The organism is Avibacterium paragallinarum, assembly GCF_011765605.1.
Lineage (GTDB): Bacteria > Pseudomonadota > Gammaproteobacteria > Enterobacterales > Pasteurellaceae > Avibacterium > Avibacterium paragallinarum.
Genome location: NZ_CP050316.1, coordinates 2,060,781 through 2,078,211, shown reverse-complemented (window position 1 = coordinate 2,078,211; position 17,431 = coordinate 2,060,781). Strand labels below are relative to the sequence as shown.

The window sequence follows — 17,431 nt, the reverse complement described above, 5'->3', positions numbered from 1 at the left end:
TAACGTTTAAAACAAGGCGGGCATTCACACCGCCTTATTTTTCAATTAAATCACACTCTTTTTAGAAGGAAATTTTATGGCTTGGGTGCAAATCCGCATAAACAGCACAAATCAGCAAGCGGAAAGTCTTAGCGATTATTTGGAAGAAATCGGCTCGGTGTCCGTTACCTTTATGGATAGCCAAGACACGCCAATTTTTGAACCACTTCCTGGGGAAACCCGTTTATGGGGCAATACCGATGTGATCGCCCTATTTGATGCCGAAACAGAGATGCAACAGATTGTGCATCAGCTCAAAAGTGCGGGATATTTGAGCGAAGATACCGCTTATAAAATCGAACAAATCGAAGATAAAGATTGGGAACGGGAATGGATGGACAATTTCCACCCAATGCAATTTGGTAAACGCCTTTGGATCTGCCCAAGTTGGCGTGAAGTGCCTGATGAAAATGCGGTGAATGTAATGCTTGATCCGGGGCTAGCTTTTGGTACAGGCACACACCCTACAACCGCATTATGCTTAGAATGGCTTGATGGTTTGGATCTGCAAGACAAAACAGTGATTGATTTCGGCTGCGGATCAGGCATTTTAGCCATTGCTGCGTTGAAATTAGGGGCGAAAAGTGCGGTTGGCATTGATATTGATCCGCAAGCTATTCTCGCCAGCCGAAATAATGCAGAACAAAATGGTGTAGCGGATCGTTTACAGCTCTTTTTAGCCAAAGATACCCCAACAGATCTGCAAGCAGATGTGGTGGTAGCCAATATCTTAGCGGGTCCATTAAAAGAGCTTTCCCCAACCATTAGTCAATTAGTCAAACCGCAAGGGCAACTCGGGTTATCAGGCATCTTAGAAACACAAGCCCAATCCGTTTGTGAGGCTTATGAGGCAGTGTTTTCCCTCGATCCTGTGGCAGTGCGAGAAGAATGGTGTTGTATCACGGGGCAAAAACGATGCGAATAGCAAAAACATAACAAAAAATGACCGCACTTTGTCAAGTATAAAATGCATATTGAACGGATTAATTTTGTGAATTTTGGATAAAAATCAAACATTCAAAGAAAAAATAAATTTGTATAAAAAATATGCTTTGCAAAATGATGAAAAGTGCGTATTATAGCACGCCTTGCCCGTTGGGGCTGGCGATAGATTGTGTGTTAAAGGTAGTAACTTGTTAGGGGTAGTGCAGTGCGAATTGGTGATTATCAATTAAAAAACCGTATTTTGCTTGCGCCAATGGCAGGGATTACCGACCAACCTTTTAGACGCCTTTGTGCGAACTATGGTGCGGGATTAACCTTTTCAGAAATGATGGCGAGTAATCCGTGCGTATGGCATACAGAAAAATCGAAACAACGTCTTGCTTATCATCAAGATGTAGGCATTAACGCTGTGCAAATTGCTGGATCTGATCCGCAGGAAATGGCACAAGCTGCGCAAGTGAATGTGGGCTATGGGGCAGAAATTATTGATATCAATATGGGCTGTCCTGCAAAGAAGGTAAATCGTAAATTGGCAGGTTCTGCCCTTTTGCAATATCCCGATTTAGTGCAACAAATTCTTGAAGCGGTGGTGCGTGCTGTGGACGTGCCTGTAACACTAAAAATTAGAACAGGCTGGGATCGACAAAATCGAAACTGCGTGGAAATCGCTAAAATTGCCGAACAAGCAGGTGTGCAAGCGCTCACCATTCACGGGCGAACTCGTGAATGTTTATTTGAGGGCGAAGCCGAGTACGACAACATTAAAGCGGTGAAACAACAGGTTTCTATTCCAGTGATTGCCAATGGCGATATTACATCGGCACAAAAAGCCCAAGCGGTGCTTGATTACACCGGTGCTGATGCAATAATGATTGGGCGTGGTGCATTAGGAAAGCCTTGGATTTTTCAATCAATGGCAACATTAAGCGAAACGAACCCAACCACTTTTGAACCAAGTTTAGCGGAAAAGTGCGGTGTGATTTTGCAGCATATTCGCGATCTTCATCAGTTTTACGGTGAAGAAAAAGGCTATCGCATTGCACGCAAACACGTTGCTTGGTATTTACAGGGAATTCAACCTAATTCCGATTTTAGGCAGACTTTTAATGTGATTAGCAATGCCACCGAGCAACTAAACGCATTGGAGGATTTTTTTAATTTGATTTTATTGGATAAAGACAACAATGTTAGAACAACAACGTAATCCAGCTGAAGCCCTAACCGTTTCAGTATTAAATTCACAATCTCAAGTAACAAACAAACCACTTCGTGATTCAGTGAAACAAGCATTAAGAAACTATCTTGCACAATTAGACGGACAAGATGTGAATGATCTTTATGAATTAGTTTTAGCGGAAGTTGAACACCCTATGCTCGATATGATTATGCAATACACACGCGGCAACCAAACCCGTGCAGCATTAATGCTTGGTATTAACCGTGGTACATTACGCAAAAAATTAAAAAAATACGGTATGGGTTGATTAAACAATTCTTCTAAGTAAAAATTCACCGCACTTTAAATTAGCTAATGATTGCTTAAATCAGTGATTAAAATACTCGTCATTAATATTGATTTGTTTTCATTGGAATAGAGAAGTGCGGTGTTGGTGTGACCACTCTTATTTTAATGCGGTTATTATGGAAAGATTAGAAGACTAAAAATAAGTTTTTATGTTTAGCTTCATAAAATCGCAGAATCTTGTAGCTATATAATTAGACCGATATAACTCTTGCACGGCTTATTTTAGTTGATGATTGAAATAAACCGTGCAATGTTTTATGTTATTGCATATTTTTTATAATATCATTAGCAAATTCTGATGTAGTGCGTAATTTTGCACCTTCTAACATTTCAGCAAAATCAAAGGTCACGGTTTTATTTTTAATGGTTTTTTCCATTGCGTTAATAACTAAATCTGCTGCCTCTATCCAGCCTAAATAGCGTAGCATCATTTCTCCACTTAATATGAGTGAGCCAGGATTCCCTTTATTTTGCCCCGCAATTTTTGGAGCTGTACCATGGGTAGCTTCGAAAATGGCTGCTTCTGCACCGATGTTCGCTCCTGGAGAAATGCCAATTCCTCCTACTTGTGCAGCAAGTGCATCTGAAATGTAGTCACCGTTCAGGTTAAGCGTGGCAATGACATTATAATCAGAGGGATGCAGTAAAACTTCTTGTAAAAAAGCATCGGCGATAGAATCTTTAATAATGATTTCACGTCCCGTTTTAGGGTTATTAAATTTCATCCACGGTCCTTCGTTAATTAAGGTTGCACCAAATTCTTTTGCTACTTCATAACCCCATTCTTTGAATGCTCCTTCAGTGAATTTCATAATATTACCTTTATGTACTAAAGTGAGAGAGCTTCTATCGTTGTCAATCACATATTGTAATGCTGCACGCACTAAACGCTGTGTACCTTGTTTGGATACGGGTTTAATTCCAATTCCACAATCTTGTGGAAAGCGAATTTTATTTACGCCCATTTCTTGTTGTAAAAATTGGATAACTTTATTTGCTTCTGGTGAACCTGCTTTCCATTCTACGCCAGCATAGATATCTTCTGAGTTTTCACGGAAAATGATCATATTCACTTTTTCTGGATGTTTTACTGGACTTGGTGTACCACTGTAATAACGAATTGGACGTAGACAATTGTAGAGATCAAGTTCTTGACGCATTGTTACATTGAGGGAACGAATACCACCCCCTACAGGTGTCATCAACGGTCCTTTAATTGCAACGTGATATTCTTTAATCAATTGAAGGGTTTCGGTTGGTAACCAAGTATTTTCACCATAGATTTTATTGGCTTTGTGTCCCGCATAAATTTCTAGCCAGGAAATTTTACGTTTACCTCGATAGGCTTTTTCTACCGCTGCATCGATGACTGCTTGCATTGCTGGAGTAACATCTACACCAATACCATCGCCTTCGATAAAAGGGATAATCGGATTATTTGGTACGATTATGTCACCTTGTATGCCTAAATGAATTTTCTCACCTTGAGGAATAATAATTGGGGATTGAGTCATTGGATTTCTCCTTTATGGTTGATGTTGTGCTATAGTAAGTGAAATGTTTAACAAAAGAAGATTAATTACGGTTAAAGATGTTTCTTTTTCTGTATAACAAATCAACATTTTCATAACATATATGAAGGCAAAATTTCTTTCAAGACGTAATATGCAAAAAGGGCAAAATTTACGCGAAGAAACGGTTCAGCATTCTTATCGTAAAAAGGTGAGGGGGCCTAGTATTCTTGAAACTAAAGTCGTGTTATTTAATAAACCTTTTAATGTATTGACTCAATTTACGGATGAAAGCGGACGGAAAACGCTGAAAGATTTTATTCCTATTCCCAGTATTTATCCGGCTGGTCGTTTGGATCTTGATAGTGAAGGGCTATTAATTCTTACTAACAATGGTGAAATTCAGCATCGTTTGGCTGATCCTAAATATAAAACTGAAAAGATTTATTGGGTACAGGTGGAGGGTGAACCAACGGAAAGAGAGCTTAATTTGCTACGTCAAGGAGTAAACTTGAAAGATGGTAGAACTTTACCAGCTAAAGTGCGGTTAATTCCTGCACCAAATTTCTTATGGGAAAGAGATCCCCCTATTCGGGAACGAAAAAGTATTCCTACTAGCTGGTTAGAGATTAGGATCAGTGAAGGAAAAAATCGCCAAGTTCGCCGAATGACGGCATATATAGGGTTTCCTACTTTGCGTTTAATTCGAGCTGGAATGGCGTGTTTTAGTGTAGAAAATTTGCCGTTGGGGCAGTATCATCAACTTAATTTCCAAGAACTGGAGCAGCTCTATGCATTTTTAAAATTAAGGAAATCTTATGTATAAACCTTATATCACAATGGCTTGCGTAGTACATTGTCAAGGCAAATTTTTATTTGTCAAAGAATTTGAATATGGAAAAATGACCTTAAATCAACCCGCTGGTCATTTAGAGCAAAACGAAAGCATTATTGAAGGGGCAATGCGTGAGTTACTTGAAGAAACCGGTATTCGAGCCAAGCCAAGTAAGCTGATTAAAATTTATCAATGGTATGCACCACGTAGTCAAAAAGATTATTTGCGTTTTGTTTTTTCGGTAGAGCTAACAGCACATTTTCCAATTTCACCCACTGATCCTGACATCGAAGGTGGTTTATGGCTTACTCCAGAAGAATTTCAGCATTATATTCAGCAAGAAGGACAAGCAGAGCGTAATCCTTTAGTTAGCCAAGCGTTGCAAGATTATTTAAATGGCGAAGAAGTGAGCTTAGATGTGTTGAAGGTATTTGAATGAATATTCACGATTTTACACCGCACCTAAAAAATAAAGCCCGAATTATTCGGGCTTTACTGATTAACGATAAGGTTGATCTAATGGAACCTCAGGATCTGGTTGATGCGTGATTCTGTTGCGTAAATCACGACGGATAATTTCAATTGTCCAGAACCAGAAGATATGACCAACTAATTCAGAAATATGTTCGTATAATGGCCAGTCTGCAACAGGTGGTGTTAAGCCTAATGCTGGGAAAGTGATGTAATGTACACAAATATCAGCAATTAAGCCCGCACCAATACCTTGCCAAAACTTGATTTTAGGGAAACGTTCCGCAACTACACAGTAGGCAATTGCAAACACTAAAGAGAATGTGATGTGAGTAACACCTATCCAATCAAAACCGTGATCGGCAAAGGTGAATACCGCAGCGGTAGGATCAATACCGATGTAATCACGTAAGAAAACGTGCGGCGGATTTAAAAATGCACGAGAACATACCTCTAATGCTTGTGATGGGTCTTGACAAGCCGCAATAAATAAATCAATGGGACTACGCGGAGGAAATGGATGCTCTGCTCCCCATTTTACAAATGCTGAGATTAATCCAGCAATAATGCCGACAAAGGCGGCTACGCCATAGCGACGACGTGCCGGATCAGTTTGAGTAAAAATACCTAACATATAATGCTCCAAAGTTAAAAAATAATTATGATTTATTAAATTTCTTTAAATAAATTCGCAAGCATTCTATGCCCAATAGAAAAATAGTCAAGAAATTAGTGATATGGTGTTTTTGATAGGCTAACACCTAAGCCGAAACTTAGGTGTTAGATAGGTGATTGAATTAAAACTTCGCCAATAACATCGCTTCTAGTTTTTCTTGGTCGATGGCGAATTTGCGGATACCTTCTGCCAGTTTTTCTACTGCCATTGGATCACTGTTGTGTTGCCAGTAGAATTCGCTTTCTGTTAGTGGTTGTGGCTTAGCTTTTACTTCGCCCTTGTATTCCAATTTACGTACAAGTGCGGTGTGATTTTCTTGCAATTCTTTTAACAAGGCTGGGGCGATGGTTAAACGGTCGCAGCCTGCAAGCTCGGTGATTTCACCCACGTTGCGGAAGCTCGCCCCCATTACCACGGTTTGATAGCCGTGTTGTTTGTAGTAGTTGTAAATGTTGGTTACTGAAATTACACCTGGATCTTCCGATGGTGCGTAGTCTTTTTTCTCGCCGTTAGCTTTGTACCAATCAAGGATACGTCCTACAAATGGGGAGATTAAATACACGCCCGCTTCGGCACAAGCACGTGCTTGTGCTTCGGAGAATAATAGCGTGAGGTTACAGTTAATGCCTTCTTTTTCAAGGATTTCTGCTGCACGGATACCCTGCCAAGTAGAGGCAATTTTAATTAGAATGCGATCGTTTGATACGCCCGCTTCATTATAAAGTGCGATTAATTGGCGTGCTTTTTCCACTGTGGCTTGCGTGTCGTAAGAAAGGCGTGCGTCCACTTCGGTGGAAATGCGTCCTGGTACAATTTTCAGAATTTCTAAACCGATGTTTACCGCAAGTTTATCTTCAGCATCAATGAGTTGCTGAGCTTTATCATTACTTTTTGTTTTCGCGTAAGCAATGGCTTCGTCAATTAATGGAGCATATTGGGGTAAGGCTGAGGCACTTAAAATTAATGATGGATTGGTGGTTGCATCTTGTGGCTGGTAGGTTTTGATGGCTTCAATATCACCTGTGTCCGCCACAACCACAGTCATTTCGCGTAGTGCATCTAATTGTGTTGTCATATTTACCTCTAATTGGATTGTTGGTTAAGTTGGAATACAATAGCACATCTTGCCGATGATGAGATAGCTATTTTAGCTTTGGTATCAATAGGTAAAATTTTAAATTAAATCCGTGAGATTAAAAGTAGAAAATCTGTGATCATCATCACAAATATGAGGAAGAAGTAATGAAAACGCGTTGCGGCTGGGCGGAGGGCTTAGCCATTTATGAGGATTATCACGACAATGAATGGGGCAGGCCCGAATATGACAGTGTGAAATTATTTGAAAAGCTGTGCTTAGAGGGGCAACAAGCAGGGCTTTCGTGGATCACGGTATTGAAAAAACGCGAGCATTATCGCCAAGCCTTTCATCATTTTGATCCTGTCAAAATTGCTCAAATGACCGAGCAAGATATTGACGTGTTAATGCAAAATGCGGGGTTGATCCGCCATCGGGCAAAGCTGGAAGCCATCGTAAAAAATGCCAAAGCCTATTTAGCAATGCAAAAGTGCGGTGAGAATTTTAGCGATTTTATTTGGGCGTTTGTGGATCACAAGCCGCAAATCAATGATATACCCGATTTATCTGCCGTGCCTGCCAAAACGGAAACTTCAAAACAACTGTCGAAAGCCTTGAAGAAAAAGGGCTTCGTGTTTGTGGGCGAAACCACCTGCTATGCCTTTATGCAATCAATGGGTTTGGTGGACGATCACTTAAACGCGTGCTTTTGTAAGCATAAATAAAATGCTTTTTGAGCGGTTTTTCTTTATAATCAGGTTAATTTTTACACCTGAAAATCACATGGGTTATTAATGAAAAAAAATTATTACACTTTACTTTCTTTCTCAATTTTGACCGCACTTTATGGCACGTCAAGTTGGGCAAGTTTGCAACAACGTTGTTTGGCAGGCATTCCCCATTTTACTGGGGAGGTGGTGCAAACCTCAAACAACGATTTACCCGTTTATATTGAAGCGGATCGAGCAGAACTTAATCAGCCCGTGAATGCCCGCTATGAGGGGGACGTGGAGATCAAACAGGGCAACCGCCATTTAACCACCCAAGTGGTGGAAGTGGTGCAAACGGGCGAGGGCGAGGTAATTCAACGCACCGCTTATGCCAAAGAGGGATTTGATTATAAAGATAACCTCATTAATGTATTGGGTCAGTCAGCAAAAATTAACCTCAATAATAAAGATGCCGATATTAACGCTGCCGATTACCAGTTTGTCGGGCGACAAGGGCGGGGGCGTGCGGAACAAGTGGAGCTACGAGAAGATTACCGCTTGCTTAAAAATGCCACGTTCACCTCGTGCTTGCCTGATGATAATAGCTGGATGATCGAAGCCAGCGAAATGCGTCAGCACATCAAAGAAGAATACGCAGAAATGTGGCACGCTCGCTTGAAAGTACACGGCGTGCCGATTTTCTATACCCCTTACTTGCAGCTCCCCATTGGCGACCGCCGCCGTTCAGGCTTATTAATGCCAACCGCGGGGCATTCCAGCCGTGATGGTTATTGGTATAACCAGCCGATTTATTGGAATATCGCACCGAATTTTGATATGACCATCACACCAAAATTTATGTCAAAACGTGGTTGGCAGTTTAACGGTGAAGCCCGTTACCTCACGCAAATTGGCGAGGGAGTTATCGCTGGCGAATATTTAGGCAACGATCGCTATGATGATTACCAAGGGGAAAACCGCTCCCGTCACTTATTCCACTGGCAGCACAGCTCAAGTTTTTTAGAAAATTGGCGGCTTAACGTGGACTATACCAAAGTGAGCGACAAACGTTATTTCACCGATTTTGACTCAAACTACGGAAGCAGCACGGACGGCTATGCGGATCAAAATTTCCGCATTGCCTATTATCAACCCAACTACAATTTATCAATTTCAGGTAAGCAATTCCAAGTGTTTGATGAACCGGAGATCGGGCCTTATCGCGTTCTACCACAAATTGATTTCAATTATTACCGCAATGACCTTGCTGACGGGCGTTTAGATTTCAAATTCTTCTCTCAAATTGCTCGCTTTGAAAATGACAGCACCTTAATGCCAAAAGCGTGGCGTTTCCACTTAGAGCCAAGTTTAAACTTCCCGCTTTCCAACCGCTACGGCAGCTTAAATATTGAAACCAAACTGTATGCCACTCACTACAACCAAACCAAAGGCAGCAGTGCGAATGCAGAGGTGCAGCGTTCGGTCAATCGCGTCCTGCCACAAGTGAAAGTGGATTTCCAAACCTTATTGGCGAATAAAGAAAGTTTTATTCAAGGCTACACCCAAACCCTTGAACCGCATATTCAATATCTTTATCGTCCATATAAAGATCAAAGCGACATCGGAGCAAAATTAAACAGCCAATATCTCGGCTTTGGTTACGACTCCGCTTTATTACAACAGGATTATTTTTCCCTCTTCCGCGATCGTCGATATAGTGGCTTAGACCGCATTGCCTCCGCTAACCAATTCACCTTTGGTGGTACAACCCGCTTTTATGATGAAAGCGGAAATGAACGCTTTAACCTCTCCGTTGGGCAAATTTATTATATGAGTAGCTCACGTATTGATAATAATAGCGATAACACTAGCCATCGCTCTAGCTCCTCGTGGTCGCTAGAAACTAACTGGCTAATTAGCCCACAATGGAATTGGAGAGTAAGCTATCAATATGATCCAAGTTTACACCAAACCTCACTGGCAAATTCCGTGTTAGAATTTAACCCGAGTGGTAATAATCTTGTGCAATTAAGCTATCGCTACGCCAGCAGAGAGTATATCGACCAAAACCTCACAGGTGCAAAAGCCTACAACCAAGACATTAAACAACTTGGTGTAACTGCCGCGTGGGAAATTGCCGACAACTGGGCTGTAGTGGGGCGTTATTACCAAGATCTCGCCCTCAAAAAGCCCGTGGAACAATATGTTGGCATAAGATACAACAGCTGCTGCTGGTCAGCAGGTATCGGCGTTCGACGTTATGTAACCAGCAAAGAAGGGCAAAAAGCCGACCAAGTGCTGTACGACAACGGCATTAGCGTTAATTTTGAATTACGCGGACTAGGCACAAACGACCACCGCAGCGGCATTGAAAAAATGCTCAAGAGTGGCAAACTCCCCTATATTCAATCTTTTAGCTTATATTAAATTCAACATACCAAAAGGTAATGCTTATTTTTAGTATGTTGGTAAAGGTCTAGCTAAAAGCTAGACCTTTTGAAAACCTGTTAGATCAAATAGGATATCTAAACATTAACACTTGCTTATCTTATGATGAGTGAGTAATAAAAAATAATATTTTCAGAACACGGATAAAAAAAAATAGTGCTTATGAGTATATTGTTTTATAATCTCCCACCTGTACCTAATTATAATTAGAGATTTATTATGCGACATTATATTATCTATGGATTTTTGCTCATAGCTTGTTTTTATAGTACTCAAGCTAATTCAGATTCCTTAAACCCAAATTTACTTACTGATACTCCTACTCCCCCAGGCAAGGTAGGAGAAATAGTGGGTGAGGATGCAAATGCCGTTGTTACTCCTCTGATTTCTCATAAATCGTCTTCTAAGGGAATACCTATGGTAAGCATTATGAATCACTCTTCAGGTGTAATTACAGTATGGGCTCTTGCACCAAATAACTGGTTATGGGGATATTCACCATTTGATTCAAAATCTTTTGGACAATTGCGTAATTGGTATGTTTTAAAAAATGCGAATGGTTCAGTGTCATTCCGTAATGTAAGAACTAAGACTTGTATGGCGGCATATAAAAATGGAATTATTCATTCTGCGTGCAATCGTAATAAATTGAGTCAGCAGTTTGATTTATTATCATTAACCAATGGTGCTGTAGCTCTAAAAAATGCAGGTAATCAAAAATGTTTGCGTATACCTGAAAGACGTTCGACAGTATATATGCCAATTACGTTCGTAAAATGCCCTACGGGAGATCAATTTACTGTTGATCAGCAATGGTTTATTGCCCCTCCAATTCTTGACTCCTATCCAATACCGAATAATTAGGGAAATATAATTATGCTAAAAAGAATAATGTTATGTTTAGGCTTTTTGTTATATGTTATACAAGCAAACGCAAACTTAGAAGACTTTAAAGTTGCTACATGGAATTTACAAGGTTCTTCTGCAGCGAATGAAAATAAATGGAATGTGAGTGTTCGTCAACTCATTACAGGCGAAGGAGCTGCTGATATTTTAGCTGTTCAAGAAGCTGGGGTTTTGCCAAGTAGTGCGATGATTACTGAAAGGATGGTTCAGCCTGTAGGCGTTGGCATTCCTATTCATGAATATACTTGGAATTTAGGCACATCGTCGCGTCCTGACAATGTATTTATTTACTATTCTCGTGTTGATGTGGGAGCCAATCGAGTTAATCTTGCAATTGTGAGTAGAATCCGTGCGGATGAAGTCATTGTTATTCCACCTCCCACAGTTATTTCTAGACCAATTATAGGTATTCGTATCGGCAATGATGCATTTTTTTCTATTCATGCTTTAGCAAGCCGAGGAGCAGATTCCACTGCAATCGTCCGTGCTGTTTTTGATTATTTTAATACTCGTCCAGAACAGCGTAATACCAATTGGATGATTGTCGGTGATTTCAATCGCGTGCCTTCTAATTTACAACGCTCTTTAGAAACTTCAGAACCTGGTGTGGCAAGACATATTGATATCATTGCTCCAACAACACCGACGCAACAAAGCGGAGGAACGCTAGACTACGGTATCGTTGGAAATTCTGGAAGTTTTATTGGTACGGCTATTATCGCTTCTATTTTATTTGGTCAGATTCGTAGTCAGCTATTATCTGACCATCGTCCAGTTGGTTTTTTTGTTCCACGTTAAGGATAATTTTATGACTAATTTCATCCAAACTGTTTTCAAAATTGGTTTATTTTCAATATTCACTTTCTTTAGTCAGTTTAGTTCAGCAGATATAGATGCTGAGTTAATTGATGATATGGTACAAGTAAATCCATTGATTTCACTGCGTAGTTTAGAAACGGGAGTTCCTCTTATTAATGGGCAATATAAAGATCAACGTAATTTTCAATGGATTATTAGTGAAGTGCCAGCGTCTGAAACAACCTTTAAAAAAGCTGGACTTACTCAGTTTAGAGTACCAGGTTTAGAACGCTGCCTTTATACTATCCAAAATAGGTTAATCTCTGAGAGTTGTGATCCGAAAGATGCGGGGTCTCTTTGGGTTATTATTCCAACAGTTTTAGGAGGCGTTGAAATAAAATCAATGAGAACAAATACCTGTTTAAGTGCGGGCAGAAAGTATAATGATTATAGATTGGCTCCCTGTCAGGAAAATGAAAAGGTTACCGTTTCCCCCAAATTACTCTGGTTTTTTTCTCCAGCTTCTATGCCAGCAAAATTATCACCCGCGTTTCCCATTGCTGTCATAGAGAAAGAGTAAAGGTCAGAATAGATATTAAATTACATACAATACCAAAATGATCATTTTGGTATTGTATTGATCTAAAAAATAGACACTGGAATATGTAACAGAAATTTTTGCCCAATCAATATTAAGAAGATGGTGTAATATCACGTAGAATAGGATTTTGCATTGAAATTAATGTTTCTGTTGATTGTATATCATCAATTAGCTGAATCTTTGTTGCTAACACAGCGTGTAATTCCGCAATAGTATGAGTCATTACTTTAATAAAGATTGAATAATTACCAGTTGTGTAATAAGCCTCTACCACTTCTTCAAATTTTTCTAGCTGAGCAATAACTTTCTCGTAGTCTTTTGCACTTTTTAAAATAATACCGATGAAACAGCATACATCATAGCCAAGTTTACGTTGATCAATACGGATCTTAGTACCCTGAATAATTCCAGATTGACGCATTTTTTCTACTCGAACGTGAATAGTACCAGGACTAACTCCAAAATTTTTTGCCATTTCGGCATAAGGTGTTCGAGCATCGTTAATTAATACACGTAAAATCTGTTTATCTAAATTATCAAGATGATGCATTAAAATCTCCCAAATTAAATTTTATTTAAAATCAATGTATTTTATTTGAATTAAATCTAATTAAAATCTTATTTGTTTTTATAAGTATTGAAATCTATACTTGTTTTGTTGAATAATACATAAAAATTTCAAACTCATATAAATAAGGTAAATACAATGAAAAAATCATTCATTCTACAACAACAAGAAATCAGCTTTACTAAAAATACGTTTACACAAAAACTTTCCGAGCATTTAGGGCTTGTTGAAGTTCAAGGTCCTATCCTAAGCCAAGTAGGGGATGGTATTCAAGATAATCTTTCAGGTATAGAGAAAGCAGTTCAAGTAAATGTGAAACAGATCACAGATGTGACGTTTGAAGTTGTGCATTCTTTAGCAAAATGGAAACGACATACCCTTGCTCGTTTTGGTTTTGCCGAGGGAGAAGGCTTATTTGTGCATATGAAAGCATTACGTCCAGATGAAGACAGCCTTGATCAAACTCATTCTGTTTTTGTTGACCAGTGGGATTGGGAAAAAGTTATCCCAGCAGGCCGCCGTAATTTATCTTATCTCAAGGAAACAGTTCGCTCAATTTATCAAGCGATTTTGGAAACAGAGGCTGCAGTGAGTGAAAAATTTAATCTAGAGCGTTTTTTACCACAAGAAATTACTTTTGTGCATAGTGAAGATTTAGTAAAACGTTACCCTGATTTAGATGCAAAAGAACGTGAAAATGCGATTTGTAAAGAATATGGTGCGGTATTCTTAATAGGTATTGGCGGAGTACTCTCTGATGGAAAACCTCACGATTTACGTGCACCAGATTATGATGATTGGACAACAACTTCAGAAGGTGACTATAAGGGACTAAATGGTGATATTCTCGTTTGGAACCCGATACTAGAACGAGCCTTTGAAGTATCATCAATGGGGATACGCGTTGATGAAACTGCATTGCGTAAACAGCTTTCTCTTACAAATGATGAGGAACGTTTACAATTTGATTGGCATCAAAAATTAGTTAATGGACATCTACCACTTTCGATTGGTGGAGGAATAGGGCAGTCTAGACTTACGATGTTACTTCTTCATAAGAAACATATTGGTGAAGTGCAATCGAGCGTGTGGCCAAAAGAAGTCACGGAGAATTTTGAAAATATTCTTTAATCACCTTGGAAACTAATTTTTTCTAGATCTAATCATTACAATAGAGAGTAAGTGCGGTATTAAATTTTAAAGAAAAAATATACCGCACTTTTTATACCTGTTTTAATTGTGCTTTTAATAATTGAATAATTTCTTGCAATGACTGAATTTCTTTATCTTTTTGTTCAATAATTTGATCTTTATATTTGAGGGATAATTTAAGTTTTTCGTTTTCAAATAATGTTGGTTCAGATGAACCATAATAAGTTGCTGATGTATGATCGCCATTTTCACTCATCATAAAATAGACACTTCTTTCATTTGGTTGTAATAATTCGATAATATCCACATCAAAAATCTGTGCAATTTTTTCTAATTTATCAAGATGCAGCCGTGTTTCTCCACGTTCTATTTTACATATTTACAGAGGTTTATCTATGAAAACTTTACTTAAAGTTGCATTTCTTTCTAGTGCATTAGCACTTACAGGTTGTGCCACAATTGTTAGCGATAGCAAATATCCTGTACTCATTAAATCAGAGCCTTCAGGTGCTGAATTTACGATTAAAAACGCAAAAGGAGAAATTATTTCTAGAGGAACAACACCTCATACGGTAATACTCAAAGCAGGCGATGGCTATTTCAAAAAAGCCCAATATACAATTACTTTCCGCAAAGGAAAATCTATTTCAACCGTTGATGTTACGCCAAAAGTTGATGGCTGGTATATTGGTAATTTATTATTTGGTGGCTTAGTAGGATTACTCATTGTTGATCCTATCACAGGAGCAATGTACAAACTTCCGGCAGAAGTTACTGGCACATTAAGTACCCAAAAAGAAAGAGCATTAAATATTATTGATATCAACACATTAACAGCAGAACAACGAGCTAAATTAGAACAAATTCATCTATAGGAGGGGCTTTTAGCTATGAGAAAAATATTATCCGTAACGATATTTTTGATGACACCGATTCTCAGTCAGGCAACAAACTTTGAAGGTGGGTATCTAGGTGGTGAACTCGGTTTTAATAAACAATCTTTTTCTATTCCAGCCGAAGAAATTGGTTATTCTTCTAATGGGAATTATACAGGTTCAAGCTCTCGCTCCGTGGGCATTAGCGTGATCGGTGGATATGCTTTTGATTATGGCAACAATTTTATTGGAATGGTTGAAGGAAAATTAAGTATTCCAAATAACAAAATAAAAGACGATGCAGGAGAAGAAATCGCGAAAGAAAATTTCCGTGTAGGGCTTCACTATTTGCAAGGCTATCAAATCGATAACATTCTTCCTTATGTTAAAGTTGGGGTTGAAGCAGGGAATTTTGATATGAATGAGAGCAACTCCAATTTTGATAGGGTAACCTTTGAAAACAGCGGTGCATTCGGTTTCAGCTATGGCTTAGGGGTGAAAGTTAAATTCGCAGATAACCTTATCGCAGGTTTAGATTATAGCCGTGTAACCTTAAAAGCGAAAAATGAGATTGAGTTTAAGAGCAATACTCTTGGTTTAAATGTGAGCTATTTATTTTAACTAACGCAGAAAGCCAAAGCCGCAATCAGAAAATTGAAGATGGCGAAATCTCAGTAGAAATCGGATTAGGTTTCAAAAAAACACACAAAAAAGCCACCGCACTTTTCGGTGGCTTATTTTTTACCCTAAAAAATATCGATAAGCTGGGCTATCTGTTACATCTTGATAGGTGTAGGCGAGTTCTTCGAGGTGTCCGTTGAAGCGGATTTCATCATTTTCATCAAGTTGGAAGCCTGCAAGCACATTGCCGTAGTCTGTGCCGTGGGCGCGGTAGTGGAACAGTGAGATGTTCCAGTGTGTGCCGAGCATTTCAAGGAATTTAAGTAACGCACCTTTTTGTTCTGGAAACTCAAAGCTGTATAAGCGTTCTTTCGCCTTGCTTGATGAGCGTCCGCCGATCATATAACGAATATGAGTTTTCGCCACATCATCATCAGAGAGATCCATAACGGAATAGCCGTGCTGTTGCAACTGCGCGATGATTTCATTTTTTTCATCTTCACCACGAATTCTCACTCCGACAAAAATACAGGCTTGCGCTTGATCCGCATAGCGGTAGTTAAATTCCGTAACGGCACGATCGCCAAGCAAGTGGCAGAAACGCAAGAAGCTGCCTTTTTCTTCAGGAATGGTTACTGCAAGCATAGCCTCGTGTTTTTCACCGATTTCGCAACGCTCAGATACATAACGTAGCGTATGGAAATTTAGGTTAGCGCCCGATAAAATATTCACCAAGGTTTCCCCTTGAATGTGATTTTCTTTAACGTATTTTTTCAATCCTGCCAGCGAAACCGCGCCTGAAGGTTCTGCAATCGCGCGTACGTTTTCAAAAATATCTTTCATTGCGGCACAAATTTCATCGCCGTCCACCAGCACCACATCATCAAGATATTGCTGGCATAAACGGAAAGTTTCATCGCCAATGCGTTTTACTGCCACGCCGTCCGCAAATAAGCCGACACGTTCGAGATCCACTGGTTGCCCTGCTTTTAAGGCTTGATACAGGCAGGCTGAATCTTTGCTTTCCACGCCGATCACTTTAATTTCTGGCATTAATTGTTTGATTAGCACGGCAACACCAGCGGCTAAGCCACCGCCGCCCACGGGGACAAACACGCGATCAATGTTGGAAGATTGTTGCAATAATTCCAACGCCAACGTGCCTTGCCCTGCGATCACTAAAGGGTGATCGAAAGGGGGAATGAAGGTCATATTTTTGCTTTTGGAAAGTTCAATCGCCTTACTTTTGGCTTCATCAAAGTTTGCACCGTAAAGCAGCACTTCGCCACCAAAATGACGCACCGCCTCTACTTTAATGCTTGGCGTATTTTGTGGCATCACGATTAATGCTTTCAAGCCCAATAATTTGGCGGATAGTGCCACGCCCTGCGCGTGGTTGCCCGCAGAGGCTGCAATCACGCCAGCTTGGCGTTGTTCATCATTTAAGGCGGCGATCATTGCATAAGCGCCACGTAATTTAAAGCTATGCACAGGCTGGCGATCTTCACGCTTAATCAAAATTTGATTTTCCAAGCGGGCGGAAAGTTTTTCCATTGGCTGTAACGGCGTGCTTTGTGCCGCTTGATATACCACAGAACCCAGTTTCAAAATGGTTTTTAAATAATCATCTCCGCTCGGAGTTGGATTGTTAAATGCAAGGGTTGTCATTTTATTA

19 protein-coding genes are annotated in these 17,431 nt (G+C 39.6%); 13 read left to right on the top strand and 6 right to left on the bottom strand.

Annotation, left to right across the window (positions count from 1 at the left end; genetic code table 11):
• Positions 1–76: 76 nt before the first annotated feature.
• The 3 genes from prmA to fis all read left to right on the top strand — a co-directional run bounded on the left by prmA (position 77) and on the right by fis (position 2,468).
• Entirely contained in the window at positions 77–964 is an 888-nt protein-coding gene (gene prmA / locus HBL79_RS10045; protein WP_035686411.1) for a 50S ribosomal protein L11 methyltransferase, read from the top strand.
• Between the two features lie 225 nt (positions 965–1,189).
• Positions 1,190–2,188 (top strand): tRNA dihydrouridine synthase DusB, encoded by a 999-nt coding sequence (dusB, locus tag HBL79_RS10040; protein ID WP_035686408.1) that lies wholly within the window; start codon positions 1,190–1,192, stop codon positions 2,186–2,188.
• Complete coding sequence (gene fis, locus HBL79_RS10035; RefSeq protein ID WP_017806636.1) at positions 2,169–2,468, top strand: DNA-binding transcriptional regulator Fis; 300 nt, start codon at positions 2,169–2,171, stop codon at positions 2,466–2,468. The genes dusB and fis overlap by 20 nt, the downstream gene beginning before the upstream one ends.
• A 301-nt stretch (positions 2,469–2,769) precedes the next feature.
• Here the strand turns inward: fis and icd are convergent, their stop codons facing one another.
• Positions 2,770–4,023, bottom strand: coding sequence for an NADP-dependent isocitrate dehydrogenase (icd, locus tag HBL79_RS10030; protein WP_035686405.1), 1,254 nt, complete (start codon positions 4,021–4,023; stop codon positions 2,770–2,772).
• A gap of 151 nt (positions 4,024–4,174) precedes the next feature.
• Here icd and HBL79_RS10025 point away from each other — a divergent pair, with 151 nt between their 5' ends.
• Positions 4,175–4,846 carry a pseudouridine synthase gene (locus HBL79_RS10025; RefSeq protein WP_035686402.1) on the top strand — a complete coding sequence of 224 codons (672 nt, stop codon included), beginning with the start codon at positions 4,175–4,177 and terminating at the stop codon, positions 4,844–4,846.
• Positions 4,839–5,294 carry an NUDIX domain-containing protein gene (locus tag HBL79_RS10020; protein ID WP_035686399.1) on the top strand — a complete coding sequence of 152 codons (456 nt, stop codon included), beginning with the start codon at positions 4,839–4,841 and terminating at the stop codon, positions 5,292–5,294. The genes HBL79_RS10025 and HBL79_RS10020 overlap by 8 nt, the downstream gene beginning before the upstream one ends.
• A gap of 60 nt (positions 5,295–5,354) precedes the next feature.
• On the opposite strand, the gene HBL79_RS10015 is transcribed toward HBL79_RS10020, so the two are convergent.
• Positions 5,355–5,960, bottom strand: a complete 606-nt coding sequence (locus tag HBL79_RS10015; protein WP_046097279.1) for a YagU family protein — start codon at positions 5,958–5,960, stop codon at positions 5,355–5,357.
• 163 nt (positions 5,961–6,123) lie between these two features.
• Positions 6,124–7,077, bottom strand: a complete 954-nt coding sequence (tal, locus tag HBL79_RS10010; RefSeq protein WP_046097278.1) for a transaldolase — start codon at positions 7,075–7,077, stop codon at positions 6,124–6,126.
• A gap of 167 nt (positions 7,078–7,244) precedes the next feature.
• On the opposite strand from tal, the gene HBL79_RS10005 reads away from it, so the two are divergent.
• The 5 genes from HBL79_RS10005 (at position 7,245) to HBL79_RS09985 (ending at position 12,519) form a co-directional block, all read left to right on the top strand.
• Positions 7,245–7,802, top strand: coding sequence for a DNA-3-methyladenine glycosylase I (locus HBL79_RS10005; RefSeq protein WP_046097277.1), 558 nt, complete (start codon positions 7,245–7,247; stop codon positions 7,800–7,802).
• 69 nt (positions 7,803–7,871) lie between these two features.
• Positions 7,872–10,214, top strand: a complete 2,343-nt coding sequence (gene lptD, locus HBL79_RS10000; protein WP_046097276.1) for an LPS assembly protein LptD — start codon at positions 7,872–7,874, stop codon at positions 10,212–10,214.
• 240 nt (positions 10,215–10,454) lie between these two features.
• On the top strand, positions 10,455–11,099 hold the full coding sequence (locus tag HBL79_RS09995; protein WP_021724664.1) for an RICIN domain-containing protein: 645 nt from the start codon (positions 10,455–10,457) through the stop codon (positions 11,097–11,099).
• Between the two features lie 12 nt (positions 11,100–11,111).
• The gene (locus HBL79_RS09990; RefSeq protein WP_021724663.1) at positions 11,112–11,939 is read left to right on the top strand and encodes a cytolethal distending toxin subunit B family protein; all 828 of its coding nucleotides are present in this window, start codon (positions 11,112–11,114) and stop codon (positions 11,937–11,939) included.
• A 10-nt stretch (positions 11,940–11,949) separates the two neighbouring features.
• Positions 11,950–12,519, top strand: coding sequence for an RICIN domain-containing protein (locus HBL79_RS09985; protein WP_035686391.1), 570 nt, complete (start codon positions 11,950–11,952; stop codon positions 12,517–12,519).
• A 112-nt stretch (positions 12,520–12,631) separates the two neighbouring features.
• Here the strand turns inward: HBL79_RS09985 and asnC are convergent, their stop codons facing one another.
• Complete coding sequence (gene asnC, locus HBL79_RS09980) at positions 12,632–13,090, bottom strand: transcriptional regulator AsnC (RefSeq protein WP_035686390.1); 459 nt, start codon at positions 13,088–13,090, stop codon at positions 12,632–12,634.
• Between the two features lie 156 nt (positions 13,091–13,246).
• Here asnC and asnA point away from each other — a divergent pair, with 156 nt between their 5' ends.
• Positions 13,247–14,239, top strand: coding sequence for an aspartate--ammonia ligase (gene asnA / locus HBL79_RS09975; RefSeq protein ID WP_017806648.1), 993 nt, complete (start codon positions 13,247–13,249; stop codon positions 14,237–14,239).
• Between the two features lie 91 nt (positions 14,240–14,330).
• Here asnA and HBL79_RS09970 read toward each other — a convergent pair whose 3' ends face one another.
• Positions 14,331–14,567 (bottom strand): hypothetical protein, encoded by a 237-nt coding sequence (locus HBL79_RS09970; RefSeq protein ID WP_021724662.1) that lies wholly within the window; start codon positions 14,565–14,567, stop codon positions 14,331–14,333.
• Between the two features lie 88 nt (positions 14,568–14,655).
• Here HBL79_RS09970 and HBL79_RS09965 point away from each other — a divergent pair, with 88 nt between their 5' ends.
• Together HBL79_RS09965 and HBL79_RS09960 are read left to right on the top strand one after the other, a co-directional pair.
• Positions 14,656–15,135: a hypothetical protein gene (locus HBL79_RS09965; RefSeq protein ID WP_017806650.1), complete on the top strand. Its 480-nt coding sequence runs from the start codon at positions 14,656–14,658 to the stop codon at positions 15,133–15,135.
• 15 nt (positions 15,136–15,150) lie between these two features.
• Positions 15,151–15,756 carry an outer membrane protein gene (locus HBL79_RS09960; RefSeq protein WP_081603144.1) on the top strand — a complete coding sequence of 202 codons (606 nt, stop codon included), beginning with the start codon at positions 15,151–15,153 and terminating at the stop codon, positions 15,754–15,756.
• Positions 15,757–15,876: 120 nt separating this feature from the next.
• Here the strand turns inward: HBL79_RS09960 and ilvA are convergent, their stop codons facing one another.
• Positions 15,877–17,424 (bottom strand): threonine ammonia-lyase, biosynthetic, encoded by a 1,548-nt coding sequence (gene ilvA / locus HBL79_RS09955; RefSeq protein WP_017806652.1) that lies wholly within the window; start codon positions 17,422–17,424, stop codon positions 15,877–15,879.
• Positions 17,425–17,431: the final 7 nt, after the last annotated feature.